At 60.9% G+C, this 13,456-nt stretch carries 16 protein-coding genes; 6 read left to right on the forward strand and 10 right to left on the reverse strand.

The annotated features are described in order from the left end of the window. Nucleotides 1–73: 73 nt before the first annotated feature. Nucleotides 74–634: an ATP-dependent protease subunit HslV gene (gene hslV, locus Q1V57_RS11675; RefSeq protein ID WP_300530935.1), complete on the forward strand. Its 561-nt coding sequence runs from the start codon at nucleotides 74–76 to the stop codon at nucleotides 632–634. Between the two features lie 112 nt (nucleotides 635–746). On the opposite strand, the gene Q1V57_RS11680 is transcribed toward hslV, so the two are convergent. Beyond that, nucleotides 747–1,226 (reverse strand): hypothetical protein, encoded by a 480-nt coding sequence (locus Q1V57_RS11680; protein WP_300530936.1) that lies wholly within the window; start codon nucleotides 1,224–1,226, stop codon nucleotides 747–749. Nucleotides 1,227–1,318: 92 nt separating this feature from the next. Next, entirely contained in the window at nucleotides 1,319–1,747 is a 429-nt protein-coding gene (locus tag Q1V57_RS11685) for a VOC family protein (protein WP_300530937.1), read from the reverse strand. Nucleotides 1,748–1,827: 80 nt separating this feature from the next. Between Q1V57_RS11685 and hslU the strand changes: the two genes are divergently transcribed. Next, a complete protein-coding gene (gene hslU, locus Q1V57_RS11690; protein WP_300530938.1) occupies nucleotides 1,828–3,135 on the forward strand; it encodes an ATP-dependent protease ATPase subunit HslU in 1,308 nt (435 codons plus the stop codon). A 266-nt stretch (nucleotides 3,136–3,401) separates the two neighbouring features. Here hslU and Q1V57_RS11695 read toward each other — a convergent pair whose 3' ends face one another. From Q1V57_RS11695 to Q1V57_RS11705, 3 genes are read right to left on the reverse strand one after another with little or no spacing between them, the layout of a single operon-like run. After that, nucleotides 3,402–4,019 (reverse strand): Smr/MutS family protein, encoded by a 618-nt coding sequence (locus tag Q1V57_RS11695; protein WP_300530939.1) that lies wholly within the window; start codon nucleotides 4,017–4,019, stop codon nucleotides 3,402–3,404. 3 nt (nucleotides 4,020–4,022) lie between these two features. Next, nucleotides 4,023–5,267 (reverse strand): murein transglycosylase A, encoded by a 1,245-nt coding sequence (locus Q1V57_RS11700; protein ID WP_300530940.1) that lies wholly within the window; start codon nucleotides 5,265–5,267, stop codon nucleotides 4,023–4,025. Next, the gene (locus tag Q1V57_RS11705) at nucleotides 5,251–5,880 is read right to left on the reverse strand and encodes a Tim44/TimA family putative adaptor protein (protein ID WP_300530941.1); all 630 of its coding nucleotides are present in this window, start codon (nucleotides 5,878–5,880) and stop codon (nucleotides 5,251–5,253) included. Before Q1V57_RS11705 ends, Q1V57_RS11700 begins: the two co-directional genes overlap by 17 nt. 219 nt (nucleotides 5,881–6,099) lie before the next feature. On the opposite strand from Q1V57_RS11705, the gene secB reads away from it, so the two are divergent. Then, the gene (secB, locus tag Q1V57_RS11710) at nucleotides 6,100–6,624 is read left to right on the forward strand and encodes a protein-export chaperone SecB (RefSeq protein ID WP_300530942.1); all 525 of its coding nucleotides are present in this window, start codon (nucleotides 6,100–6,102) and stop codon (nucleotides 6,622–6,624) included. A 3-nt stretch (nucleotides 6,625–6,627) separates the two neighbouring features. Here secB and dnaQ read toward each other — a convergent pair whose 3' ends face one another. From dnaQ to Q1V57_RS11735, 5 genes are read right to left on the reverse strand one after another with little or no spacing between them, the layout of a single operon-like run. Then, complete coding sequence (dnaQ, locus tag Q1V57_RS11715; RefSeq protein WP_300530944.1) at nucleotides 6,628–7,329, reverse strand: DNA polymerase III subunit epsilon; 702 nt, start codon at nucleotides 7,327–7,329, stop codon at nucleotides 6,628–6,630. A 3-nt stretch (nucleotides 7,330–7,332) separates the two neighbouring features. Next, nucleotides 7,333–7,929, reverse strand: a complete 597-nt coding sequence (gene coaE, locus Q1V57_RS11720; RefSeq protein WP_300530946.1) for a dephospho-CoA kinase — start codon at nucleotides 7,927–7,929, stop codon at nucleotides 7,333–7,335. Next, nucleotides 7,926–8,768, reverse strand: coding sequence for a shikimate dehydrogenase (gene aroE, locus Q1V57_RS11725; protein WP_300530948.1), 843 nt, complete (start codon nucleotides 8,766–8,768; stop codon nucleotides 7,926–7,928). The genes coaE and aroE overlap by 4 nt, the downstream gene beginning before the upstream one ends. Further along, the gene (locus Q1V57_RS11730; protein WP_300530950.1) at nucleotides 8,765–9,355 is read right to left on the reverse strand and encodes a Maf family protein; all 591 of its coding nucleotides are present in this window, start codon (nucleotides 9,353–9,355) and stop codon (nucleotides 8,765–8,767) included. Before Q1V57_RS11730 ends, aroE begins: the two co-directional genes overlap by 4 nt. Continuing rightward, entirely contained in the window at nucleotides 9,352–10,194 is an 843-nt protein-coding gene (locus Q1V57_RS11735; RefSeq protein WP_300530952.1) for a pyruvate, water dikinase regulatory protein, read from the reverse strand. Before Q1V57_RS11735 ends, Q1V57_RS11730 begins: the two co-directional genes overlap by 4 nt. Before the next feature lie 436 nt (nucleotides 10,195–10,630). Between Q1V57_RS11735 and hemE the strand changes: the two genes are divergently transcribed. From hemE to Q1V57_RS11750, 3 genes are read left to right on the forward strand one after another with little or no spacing between them, the layout of a single operon-like run. Further along, nucleotides 10,631–11,668: a uroporphyrinogen decarboxylase gene (gene hemE / locus Q1V57_RS11740; protein WP_300530953.1), complete on the forward strand. Its 1,038-nt coding sequence runs from the start codon at nucleotides 10,631–10,633 to the stop codon at nucleotides 11,666–11,668. A gap of 15 nt (nucleotides 11,669–11,683) precedes the next feature. After that, entirely contained in the window at nucleotides 11,684–12,712 is a 1,029-nt protein-coding gene (gene hemH / locus Q1V57_RS11745; RefSeq protein WP_300530955.1) for a ferrochelatase, read from the forward strand. A gap of 15 nt (nucleotides 12,713–12,727) precedes the next feature. After that, a complete protein-coding gene (locus tag Q1V57_RS11750; protein ID WP_300530957.1) occupies nucleotides 12,728–13,186 on the forward strand; it encodes a CopD family protein in 459 nt (152 codons plus the stop codon). Nucleotides 13,187–13,456: the final 270 nt, after the last annotated feature.

Genomic DNA, 13,456 nt, shown 5'->3' on the forward strand with positions numbered 1-13,456 from the left:
ACTGGCCCAACCCCTTGATTGATCCGGCCATCACGGCCAAATGCTGGGTTTCACGTGAAACGGAGCCCGGCCCATGACCTCTTCCAGCACCGATGCATCGAACTGGCGCGGCACGACAATACTTGCCGTACGCAAGGGCGGAAAGCTCGTTCTGGCCGGTGACGGACAGGTCTCGATCGGCCCTACGGTCATGAAAGGCAACGCAAAAAAGGTTCGTCGCCTGGCTGGCGGCCAGGTCGTTGCCGGCTTTGCCGGAGCCACGGCGGATGCGTTTGCCCTGTTCGAGCGCCTGGAAGGCAAGCTGGAGCAATACCCGGCCCAACTCGCTCGCGCCTGTGTCGAACTGGCCAAGGACTGGCGTACGGACCGCTATCTGCGGCGTCTGGATGCGATGCTGGTCGTGGCCGACAAATCGGCAACCTTCCTGCTCACCGGGGCGGGCGATGTGCTTGAACCGGAAGACGGAGTCGTCGCCGTCGGCTCGGGCGGAAACTACGCTCTGTCAGCGGCCCGCGCGCTCTATGACTATGAAGCCGACCCGGAGCTCATCGCCCGGAAGGCGATGGAAATCGCGGCCAAGATCTGCGTCTACACCAATGAAAACCTGACGATCGAGATCCTGGAAGAGGGCTAAACCGGCGCGAATTGCGCGCGATCTGTGTGTGGTTCCGGTTTGACCGCAGCCCCCGTCCGGTCCGCTTTGCGTGCGCTGGCGGAGGGGTTTGTGCGGGCGACCCTGAAAACCCCTAACTGACCAGCGGGCCACATTCGGCTTGCGCCGGTTCGCCATCGATCTGGATGATCTCCAGCAGGATCGCCGAGCCCAGCCGCATCTGGGTCTGGAAATAATACCGGCCGGAGGGCTGGCCATCGCGCAAGAGGTTGATACGGACCTGGCGTACCGCACCGAACACCCGAACCCGATAGCCACGCAGAAACTCTAGCGGGTCCCCGCCCAGCCGCACCGCGAGTTGGGCCCGCACCTCCGGCACCAGTTCCACATTCAATGAACCCCGATCACGATACTCGGGCATGGAGTTGAGAAAGCCCCGCGCACCATCGGCCCCGGCCCCGCACACATTCATCTCGACCCACATCGGCGCCAGCGGTGCATGCGGCTGGGCGATGGACTGGCGGATCGCCTCTTCGGCTTCGACCGCTTCGGGCAAGGCCAAGGCCGGGCCGGAGAAGAAGAAGAAAAGAGCAGGCAGGATTGTTCGGAGCATGAGATCGGCAGCAAAACTGGATTTTGACGTGTTCTGCCGACTATATACACGCTTTGATCTCAACGGGGTGGCAAGGTGCAGATCGTGGCCGGCTAGGTCGCGAATAACTGCGTTTCGATATCGCGGAAGGTCTTGAATTCCAGGGCATTACCAGCCGGATCGCGGACAAAGAACGTGCCCTGCTCACCGGGCTGACCGGCAAAGCGGATATAGGGTTCAACGACGAAATCCGTGCCGGCCGCCTTGAAACGTTCGCCAAGGCTTTCCCACGCCTCCCAGTCCAGAACCAGACCGAAATGGCGGACCGGAACAGACTTGCCATCGACGCCGGCCGTCTGGCTGTCACTGCATTCCTCGGGCGAGAGATGGGCGACGACCTGGTGGCCGAACATGTCAAAATCGATCCAGCGATCCGAGGACCGGCCGATCCGGCAGCCAACCAGGCCGGTATAGAAGGCGCGGGCCGCTTCAAGATCATCAACCGGGAAGGCGAGGTGGAAGCGCGGCGGGGTCTGGCTCATGAGCATTCTGCCTTTCAGGACTGGTCCTAGCGGGTCTGCCTGATTACATGACAGGCGAAGTGATACAAACAAGAGCGATCATGACCGATTTTTCTCCGCGCGAAATTGTCTCCGAACTCGACCGTTTCATCGTCGGCCAGGCTGATGCCAAGAAAGCCGTAGCCCTGGCCCTGCGCAATCGCTGGCGCCGCAAACAGCTCGACGCAGATCTCGCCGAGGAAGTGACGCCGAAAAACATCCTCATGATCGGACCGACCGGTGTCGGCAAGACCGAGATCTCGCGCCGCCTGGCCAAGCTCGCCAAGGCCCCCTTCATCAAGATCGAAGCGACCAAGTTCACCGAGGTCGGCTATGTCGGCCGTGACATTGATCAGATCGCCCGCGACCTAGTCGAGGTTGCCATCCACCTCGTGCGCGAACGCAAGCGCGAAGAGGTCAAGGCCCAGGCCGAGGCGCATGCCGAAGAGCGTGTGCTCGATGCCCTGGTGGGCCCCGGCGCCGGTGAATCCACTCGCGACTCCTTCCGCAAACGCCTGCGCACTGGTGAGCTCAACGACAAGGACGTCGAGATCCAGCTCGCCGAAGCCAGCGGCTCACCGCTGCAAATGCTCGATATTCCGGGCATGCAGGGCGGCGCCGGCGTCCTCAATCTGGGTGATATCTTCGGCAAAGGCTTCCCGCAGCAGACCAAGACCCGCCGCATGAAAGTCAAGGATGCTTACGAGCCGCTGGTCGCCGAAGAGGCTGACAAGCTGCTCGATGACAGCCAGATCACGGCCGAGGCCATCAAGCTGGCGGAGAATGAAGGCATCGTCTTCCTTGACGAGATCGACAAGATCGCGGCTCGCTCCGAGGCCCGCGGCGCCGATGTGTCCCGTGAAGGCGTGCAGCGCGACCTGCTGCCGCTGATCGAGGGCACGACGGTCACCACCAAGCACGGCGCGATCAAGACCGACCATATCCTGTTCATCGCCTCGGGCGCTTTCCATGTCGCCAAACCCTCCGACATGCTGCCGGAGCTACAAGGCCGCCTGCCGATCCGGGTCGAGCTGTCCGCCCTGACCCAGGATGATTTCAAGCGCATTCTGACCGAGCCGGAAGCCAATCTGGTACGCCAGTACACCGCCCTCATCGGTACCGAAGATGTCACGTTGAACTTCACCGATGACGCCATCGACGCGATTGCCGAACTGGCGGCAGAGGTGAACGCCTCGGTCGAGAATATCGGTGCCCGCCGCCTGCAGACGATCATGGAAAAACTGGTCGAGGAGATTTCCTTCACCGCTTCCGATCGCGCCGGTGAAGCGATTGAAATCACGGCCGATTATGTTCGCGAAAATGTCGGCGAACTGGCCAAGAATGCCGATCTGAGCAAGTTTATTCTCTGACTATCTGGCGGCGGATTGGCGGTCATACCCGGTATGACTGTTGAGCCGCCGCATTCCGGGCCGGCCCGCGCCCCCGGCCCAACCACCCGATTGAGTCTGCCCAAGGGCGTTTGGCCCGGAGCCGCAGCCCTCGGTGTTTGACTTCAAGGACCGTTCGCCCGCCCATCCACCTTGCCGATAATCGCCCGGGTGGATGGGCGGGGGAGCGGGCCGGCACCGGCCAAGCGCGGCTCAAAAGCCAAGCAAGGCATTGCAGCCCATCCGCGCTACTTCACTCTCAAGGTCACATAAAACGCGCCGGCGCCACCATGTCTTGTGTGCGCACTTGAATACCCTGACACATACTGACGCAAATTTGGTTTTCCCAACCATTCCGGTAGCTTCCGGCGAAGAACTCCGGGTTCATCAGGAAACTCCCAAGGCTCGTGATCGCGCTCTTTCGTGCGGCTCATCGCGCCCTTGCCGGTGATCACCAATACATTGCGATAGCCGTCCTTCCAGGCCATGGCGAGGAAATGGGTCAGGGTCGAAAGCGCCTGCTCCTGGGTCAGGCCATGCAGGTCGAGCCGGGCATCGATGTCGAGCTTGCCGCGCCGGACCCGCTTTTCTGTTGAGCGATCAACCGGGACCGGAGCCTGATGGTGCCGCGGCTGATGATGCACATCGACCGAGGCGCGGTGCTTTTTTGGCTTCGGCTTGGATTTCGGCTTCGCTGCAGCCGGTTTGGCCGGCTTTTTCTTGGCCACAGCCTTGTTTTCCCGAGCAGATTCCACCGGCTCATCATTGAGCGAACGCGCCTTGGCCGCATCGAGCGGTGTCACGGAACGGGCGACCTTGCGCCAGATCGCCTTTTCTTCCGGCTGAAGATCACGCTTGCGGCCCATGGCTCAGGCCGGCGGGGTGGCGTCGATAAGGCGCTGGGCCACGGCCGTTGGCAGGAAAGCGGTCCATTGTGCCTGAACCCGGGTGGTTCCAGCGCGGCGCTCAGCGGTTTCTCCCCAGCCCCAGAAAAAGTCTCCGCGCAGCGGGCCATTGATGGCGCCACCGGAATCCTGGGCAATCACCAGTCCGGACCAGCCTTCAAGTTCGGGCAAGTCCGCGCTCATCCATACCGGTACCCCATGCGCATGATGGCGGGTATCAACCGCGATCGAGGCCATGGGTGTGAGCGCGACGCCGGACGAACCGGCCGGTCCCAATTCAGGATCGGTGAGATCCTGGGTCTGGAAGAAGACATAGCGCGGATTGACGCCGAACAGCTCAGCCGTGGCGTCCGGACCATTTTCCTCAAGCCAGGCTTCAATGCCCTGTTTGGAGGCAGCGTGAACCTCAAGCTCACCCCGCCGGATCAGCTCACGACCGATTGAGCGATAAGGCTGTCCGTTATGGGCGGAAAAGGCGGCGCGTTCCTGCCGGCCATCGGGATAGACGATACGGCCAGAGCCCTGAATTTGCAGGAAGAACACCTCAATCGGCTCACCCCAGGCAAAGACTTCTCCGGCATCCTCTTCTTCGATCTCCGAGCGTTCCTTGTAGAGCACAAGCCGTCCGTCGCGGACCTCACCGACAATGCGGCGTCCTGCCAGATCTTCTTCGAACAGGCCCAGGTCCACGGTCACGAGATCGCCAGGCCGGCGGCGCAAGGGCTGGCTGAAACGTGCCGTCGGGGTTTCAGAGACGTCTACATAGGGCTCGTAATAGCCGGTGAGCAGACCGCGCTCCTCACGGGTCTCGCTTTCCGGTTCCAACGCGGCCAGACGGATCGGTGTGAACTGGCTCTGGAAAAACCCGCGCGCCGCCTCAGCCTCCGGTGCTGTCATCAGGGCCGCCGCACACGCCGTTCGCCATTCACCAACGCGTCCGGCCCATTGCGCTTGTGGATTGAGCCAATCGTCCGGGGAGCGCCCATCCCAGCGGGCACAGGATCTCACAAAGGCCGACAAGGCGGCGCGGGGATCATTGCTGGACCAGCCGGGCAGCGCGTCCCAATGCGCCGGAATCAGATCAAGCGCCGTCGGCAGAACCGCCTCAGGTTCGCTCGGAGGTTCAACCGGTTCAGGCTCGGGAGGAGCCTGACAGGCGGCCAGGGTGAGAACGCCGGCGGCGGCGAGAAACTTAGGCCACAGCGACACTGGCGAGCACCCAGTTAGGATCCGCACTGTCGAGACGGCGCTCGAAGGTCCAGTATTCGGCCACGCGGGCGAGTTGCCCGAGATCGCCGGAAACGGTCTGGCCGTCAGAGCCGGTCACTTCGCTGGCAATATCCGCTTCAAACTTCACCTTGAGCCGGGCCACACCGTCATCAGCCGACGCATCGACGATATCGGTCGTAATGATGCGGTCGACCTCGGTCTTGGCGGTTTCACCCTTGGCCCGGCGCTCATCAATCACCGCGGCGTAGCGGTCAAACACCTTGTCAGCGAGCAGGGTGCGCAGCATGTCCTTATCGCCGCGGGCAAAGCCTTCGATAATCATGCGATAGGCCTGACCGGCACCGTCAAGGAAGCCGTCCGGCGAGAAGCTGCGATCGGCCTGGGCAATGGCTTCAAGGCCAGCGGCTGCCGGACCCTCAAAGGCCGGACGGACCGGGGGAAGCCGGTCGCCGGCGCCATTGGCGCGCGATTTCGGCTCCGGCGCCTTGGGCGGCTCCATATGGCCTTCGCTCCGTCCGAGCACGCCGTAGAGCTTGATCGCGAAAAACACCGCCACACCGGCGAAAACGAGAAGGCTGAAGAGTTCGGTCATATCAGTTTTGCCGCAGCTTGGCGGAGCACCCGGAGACCGGGCGGCCGGTTCGATTCCATGTATTCCCTAGATATAGGCGCAATTAGGCCCAACGTCAGCTTTTCCAATGACAGGCGGTTATCTTGCCGCAGTCGAGCCCTCATGCTAACGCCACCGCTCGATTTTTTAGCGGGGCGGACGTGTCGCCGGCTCCGCAGCAAAGCCCATCGGGGGACAATTATGACCGACGCACCCGCTACGCCGGAACAGCCGCAGGCCCCGCAAGGCCCGGCGCTTCGCATCCTGACGCAATACATCAAGGATCTTTCCTTTGAAAACCCGGGTGCTCCGGACAGCCTGCGCGCCGGTGGCTCCGCGCCGAATATCGACATGGGGATCGATGTTCAGGCTCGCACCATCTCCCAGGGCATCTATGAAGTCACCCTGAACTTCTCCGCCAAGGCCGAACGCGGCGAAGGCGGCGATGTCGTCTTCATCGCCGAGCTGAGCTATTCCGGTCTGTTCGAGATGGCCAACATCTCCGACGCGGATCGCGAGCCCTTCCTGCTGATCGAATGCCCCCGCATGATCTTCCCGTTCGCGCGCCGCATCCTCGGTGACATCACCCGCGATGGTGGTTTCCCGCCGCTGATGCTGGATCCGGTCGACTTTGCCGGCCTGTACCGCGCGCAGCTGGCCAAGCGTGCCGCAGCGACCGGTGGCAATGAGCCGAACGGCAATGGCGATCCGGCTGCTGCCAACTAAGCTTCAGAGCTCTACGCTCAATTGAGACCAGACGGACGCGTCGCCCAGCTCTTCAATGAAGGCTTTATGGGCGGCGCGTTCTTCGTTCTGGACCCGGCTGTCGAGCGTTTTGGGACGCGCCGGACGGGCTGGAAACTCAACAACGGCACCGGCGCCACCCGCTTCGCCGCGACCGGACAGGTCGAGCGCCCGCGTGCGCCCGCCGGTCAGTTCCAGATAGACCTCGGCCAGGAGCAGGGCATCGATCAGGGCGCCGTGCTTGTCGCGGGTTTCCAGCGAAATATCGAAACGCTTACACAGGGCGTCCAGAGATACATAGGACCCGGGGAACATGGCCCGCGCGATCGCGGCTGTGTCCTTGAAGCGGTCATCGGGATAGATCGGCTTGCCCAGCCGGGCCAACTCCATATTGATGAAACCCCGGTCGAAACCCGCATTGTGGGCGACCAGAACGCCATCTCCGACAAATTCCAGGAAAGCGTCCGCATGTTCGGCGAAGACCGGTTTGTCGGCGAGAAATTCGTCCGTCAGTCCCGTAATTTCAACGACTTCCTTGGGCGTTGAACGCTCCGGATTAACATAGGCATGATAGGTCCGGCCGGTGGGAATACAGTCGATGACCTCGACACAGCCCAGCTCGGTGATGCGGTCACCCGTATTGGGATCCAGCCCCGTGGTCTCGGTATCGAAAACGATTTCGCGCATCGTCTAAGCCTGTTTTTCTCGGATTGCCCTGATCACAGAACGCACTTGTTCGCGTGCATCCTCAAGGCCCTGCGACGTCTCGATCGCATAATCCGCCCGCGCCAGCTTGTCGGCGTCGGGCATTTGCCGGGCAATGATCGCATCAAGCTTATCGGCAGTCATACCAGGTCGCTCCAGCACCCGCTCGCGGCGCACCGCATCCGGGGCGTGAACGACGACAACCGCATCCACCATCTTGTCTCCGCCGGTCTCGAACAGGAGCGGCACATCATAAACCACCATGTCCGAACCGCTTTCGGCCGCCGACTTGCTGAAACTCTCTCGCGCCTTTGACACCAGCGGGTGCACGATTTTCTCGAGCCGTTCAAAACCGGACGGGTCCTCACGCAGGGCCGCGCTGAGGTGGGTGCGGTCAACGGCGCCATCAATCACCGTGCCGGGAAAGGCTTGGGCAATGGGTTCCACCGCCGCACCACCGGGCGCGTAAAGCTCGTGCACACAGGCATCACTGTCGAACACCGGAACGCCTTCAGCGATGAACAGCTTCGCCGTCGCCGACTTGCCCATGCCGATCGAACCAGTGAGGCCGATAATGATCATGGGGTTTCACCCAGGGCGGCCATCAAGGGCGTGCGTACATCCACATCTGGCGCCGGCTGGCCGAAGAAGGCTTCAAAACTCGGCTTGCCCTGCTCGATCAGCATGCCCAGCCCGTCCACCGTCTTGTGGCCCGCCTCTTCTGCCGTGCGCAGGAAGGCGGTTTTCAGCGGCGAATAGACACTGTCGGCCACGATCAAGGGTTTGGAAGCCTTGGTAAAATCCATATCGAGAACCGGCTGGCCCGTCAGTCCCAATGAGGTGGCGTTGACGACGATATCGACATCGCTCACGACTTCCTCCCGGCCATCCCAGCCGGTGATTTCCGCAGCCGGTGCGATGCGGTCGCGCAATGCTTTGGCCCGGTCCCGGTTGCGATTGGCGATAATGATGGAGGAGGCCCCGGCTTCAACCAGACCGTAAACGATCGACCGGGCCGCGCCGCCAGCACCCAGGACCAGGACACGCTGCCCGGCCGGATCACCGCCGGAGGCTTTTAGCGAGCCGATAAATCCAGGCGCATCTGTATTATCGGCATGCACTTCACCATCGGCAAATGTCAGCAGGTTGGCAGCACCGATCGCATCCGCCCGGTCAGATATTCTATGCGCGATAACAAGTGCTTGTTCCTTGTGGGGCAAGGTCACATTGAGACCGGAAAGGCCCGAGCGTTGCAGCGCCAGGGCGACCGGCGCAAACATGTGCGGTGAGGCGATATAAGGCCCGTAAAGCGCATTCAGCCCGGCCGCTTCAATCCAGTGGGCCATCATAAGCGGCGATAGCGAGTGAGCGATAGGCTGGCCGATCACGCCGGCCATCATGGCAGCACCGGTAGGCTTCATGACAGGATCACCTTTTTCTCACGCAGAACATCCATGAGCGGAATGAGCGGCAGGCCGAGGACGGCGAAATAATCCGCCTCGACCTTTTCGAACAATTGCGAACCGAGGCCCTCATAGGCATAGGCGCCAACGCTTCCGGTTAGTTCAAAGCCGGCTGTATCGAGGTAGAAGTCGAGAAATTCATCGGAGAAATCACGCACATGCAGGGTCGATGTCTGCTGGTGTGTCCAGATTTCCTGACCACCCTGGCAGATCGACAGGCCGGAATGAAGGTAATGAACCTTGCCGCGCATCGCGATCAGGCGGTCGCGGGCAAGCGATCGCTCGGGCAATTTGTCCAGCAGCTGACCATCGAGTTCCATGGTCTGATCAGCGCCGAGGACAAATGCTTCCGGAATCTGACCTGACACATCTTGTGCCTTGGCGCGGGCAAGGAGGGCAGCCATGTCACGCGGCGACAGGTCGGCATGCTCGCGCTTGAGCACATCTTCATCGACACCGGATTTATGCACCCGGAACGGCACATTGGCCTGTTCGAGAACCTGCCGCCGGATCGCGCTGCCGGAGGCGAGAACAAAATCGGTCACGCGCCCTTGCTCCGCTTGTCGTTGAGAAGGTTGATGATTTTCGCCGCGGTTTCTTCCACAGAACGCCGGGTCACATCAATCGATGCCCAGCCATGCTTGGCAAACAGGCGCTTGGCATGCAGCACCTCCTCGCGCACGGAAAAATCGTCGACATAGTCGGTATCGCGATCCTCATTCAGGCTCAAAAGCCGGTTACGGCGGATCTGGACGATACGCTCCGGCGATGCGGTAAGGCCGACAACGAGCGGGTTTTTCAGGGAATAGACCTGTTCCGGCAGCGGTACGCTCTGCACCAGTGGAATATTGGCGGCGCGATAGCCGCGATGGGCCAGATAGATGGAGGTCGGGGTTTTCGAGGTCCGGCTGACACCCAGCAACAGGATATCCGCGCTTTCAAAATCCTCTCCCTGACCATCATCATGCGCCATGGTGTAGTTCAGCGCCTCGATGCGGCGGAAGTATTCGGCATCGAGCGAACGCTGGGCACCGGCGCGGCTCGCGACCGGCCGGCCGAGATAGGCACTGAGCGTGGCGAGCATGGGATCAAGCACGGCAATCGCCGGCGTTCCCAATTCCATGCACCGGGTTTCCAATTGCCGCCGCAGATCCGGATTGACGATGGTATACATGACGATACCCGGATAGGCCTCAATCTCCTCGAGCACATGCGTCAGCTGGCGGGTGGAACGGACCAGGGCGTATAGATGTTCCAGCGGATTGGCGCCCTCGAACTGGGCCACCGAGGCGCGCATGACTTCCATCAAGGTCTCGCCCGTCGAGTCGGACACCATGTGAATATGGAAATTGGTCTCGAAAAGCGGGGTTTCAGCGTCGGTCATCGCAGCGGCCTGAACGTGTTTACCATTTGTTAATAAGTTGGGGAATTTTCCTCAATCACCGCAAGCGGAAAATCCGCCTGTGGGTATGACCGGGTGCTACCCAACCTCATCCACAGAGTCTTCCACAGTTCGGGGCAATGTGTACAAGCCTGTGAACAGAAAAATCTGTGGACGGGACTGCGCAAGTTTTGCTCAGTTTTTCCACATTCTATGGTCACATAAACTATTGTTTTAATGAGAGTAATTGAGTTGTCCGGATTGTCCTGTCTGGAATTGTCCAGAGCTCGGTCCTACCGTCGAATTATCCGCGCTCTGAGGGAAAGCCATCTTCCCCCGAAACTCACGGCACAACGACTCCGACTCTTTCTTCATTCTTATTTAGAGATATGAAAACGCCGCATTGAATTGGGCTGATAACAGCCCTAATCAGACCGGTATGAGTGATGCTATCGAAAAGCCGCTTCTCGCGGTCCTGAATGGCGAGCGCCGTGACCCGCCTCCAGTCTGGATGATGCGCCAGGCTGGTCGTTATCTCGCCGAATATCGGGAAGTGCGGGCCAAGGCCAAGAACTTCATCGATTTCTGCTTCTCCCCTGACCTGGCAGCGGAAGTCACGCTTCAGCCGATCCGCCGGTTCGGCTTTGATGCAGCGATCATGTTCGCCGACATATTGCTGATCCCGATCGCTCTGGGCCGCAAGGTCTGGTTCGTGACCGGTGAAGGACCCAAGCTTGATGCTTTCGACGTTGCCGATGTCGATCAGCTGACGGAAGGGCAATCGAGAAAGGTGCTTGCACCGATCGCAGAGACCCTTCGGCGGGTGAAGCCGGAACTACCGGGTCATACCACCCTGATCGGCTTTGCCGGTGCACCCTGGACGGTTGCGACCTACATGGTCGAGGGCGGCGGTTCCAAGGACCGGTTCAAGACCCGTGTTGCCGCTTGGGACCAGGCTGATCATTTCGACGCCATGCTCGACAAGATCGCCGATGCGACAATCGAATATCTCGTCATGCAGGCCGAGGCCGGCGCCGATGTGCTGAAGATTTTCGACAGCTGGGCGGAAGGTTTGCCTGAACCGCTGTTTGAACGCGTCATCATCCGCCCGACACGCCGTATTGTTGAGGGCGTTCGCGCTGCCGGGGTGACCGTTCCGATCATCGGCTTCCCGCGCGGTGCCGGAACGCTCTATCCGCGCTATGCGGAAGAAACCGGGATCACGGCTCTGGCGCTCGATACAGCTGTGCAGCCGGAATGGATGCACAAGGCACTGCCGGCCGACCTGCCGGTTCAGGGCCATCTCGATCCGGCCGCCTTGCGCTCGGGTGGTGCGGTCCTGAATTCCGAGGTGGATCGCCTGCTGGATAGTTGGGCAGACCGGCCACATATCTTCAATCTGGGTCACGGGATCACGCCAGACGTGCCTGTCGCCCATGTTGAAGCCATGCTTGCCCGGATCCGTAGCCGGGCCTGATCGGAGCGCCTTCTCGTGCCGCAGAAAAAACTCGCCATCGTCCTGTTCAATCTTGGCGGACCGGACAAGCCGGAAGCGGTTAAGCCCTTCCTGCGTAACCTGTTTCGAGATCCGGCCATTATTCAGGCGCCCGGTCCGATCCGGCAATTCCTGGCCTGGATGATCTCGACCCTGCGCGAGAAAGAGGACAAGGAGAACTACGCCAAAATGGGTGGCGGATCGCCGCTCATGCCGGAAACGGAAAAGCAGATTGCAGCGCTGCAGGCTGAACTTGAGAAGCGCTCGGGCGATTACGAGATCAAGATCTGGCCCGCCATGCGCTACTGGCATCCCTTCACCGAGGATGTGGCGCAGGAGGTCAAAGCCTGGGCACCGGATGAAACCGTGCTGCTGCCGCTCTATCCGCAGCTCTCGACCACGACGACCGGATCCTCGCTGGGCGCTTGGCGCAAGGCGGGCGGACCGGAAACCCGGACCGTGTGCTGCTATCCGACGGAAGCGAGCTTTATTCGCGCCCATGCCGAGCTGATCCGCCGTAAATGGCAGGAGAGTGGATCGCCGGAAAACTGCCGTATCCTCTTTTCAGCACACGGCCTGCCGGAGAAAATCGTCAAGGCCGGTGACCCTTATCAATGGCAGGTGGAGCAAACCTCTGCGGCCGTTGCTGAATTGCTTCCGGAACTGCCGGATACCCAGATCTGTTATCAAAGCCGGGTGGGTCCTCTGAAATGGATCGGTCCCTCGACGGAAGAGGCGATCGAGAAAGCCTCCCAGGACGGGAAGAATATCATCCTGACCCCGATTGCCTTTGTCTCCGAGCACATCGAGACCCTGGTCGAGCTGGACGAGGAATATGCCGAGCTCGCCGAGGAGCATGGCATCAAGACTTATCTCCGGGTTCCGGCCCTGGGCGTCGAACCGGCCTTTATCGAAGCCCTGGCCAATGCCGTTGACGGTGCCCTGGCGCGTGAGCCGGGTCTGGCGCCGGACACGGGCGCGCGGATTTGCCCGCTGAAACATACCGCTTGTCCCTGCAAGCTGTGATAAGACACTGAAATCATGCTTCTCGCCGCCGCATATGACTGGCTCCGCGCCCTCCACATCCTCTCCGTGATCGCCTGGATGGCCGGCCTGCTCTATCTGCCGCGGCTATATGTCTATCACGCGATGGCGGAGCCGGGCGGCGAGTTTGACCGCACGGTGAAAGATCAGGAGCGCCGCCTGCTCAAGCTGATCATGAACCCGGCGATGATTGCCAGCTGGATCTTCGGTTTGCTTCTGGTCTGGGCCAATGCCGAGCGTGCCGGTGGCTGGTCGATCTTTCTGGACTGGGCGTGGATTGCGAAATTTGTCCTGATTTCGGTCATGACCGGCGTGCATCATCTTTATGCGATACGGTTCAAACACTTCCAGGCCGGCACAAATGACTGGCCGCACCGGCATTATCGCATCCTCAATGAGGTCCCCTTTGTCCTCGCCATCCTGATCGTGCTGATCGCGGTTGTGGCGCTGAAATAGCAGGCCGGGGCCCTTGCCCGCTTGACGCTGGGCGATGCCCATGGCAAGGCTAGGACAACTCGTTCAGAGACCTCTCTTTCATTGACGTTGTGGCAGGCCGGATTCGCGGCGCACGCGTCAATTACTGACACAGATATCGCCGATCCGAACGGCATCATCCTTGCTACACCCCAATGGACCTCGTCCGGGGTCGGCCCCGTTTCTCCATGCGTTGATTGATCATGACCGAAGAAACCGCTTCCCTGCCTGCCCTGTTTGAAGGCCTGCAGC

This window comes from Maricaulis sp., from assembly GCF_030149425.1.
Lineage (GTDB): Bacteria > Pseudomonadota > Alphaproteobacteria > Caulobacterales > Maricaulaceae > Maricaulis.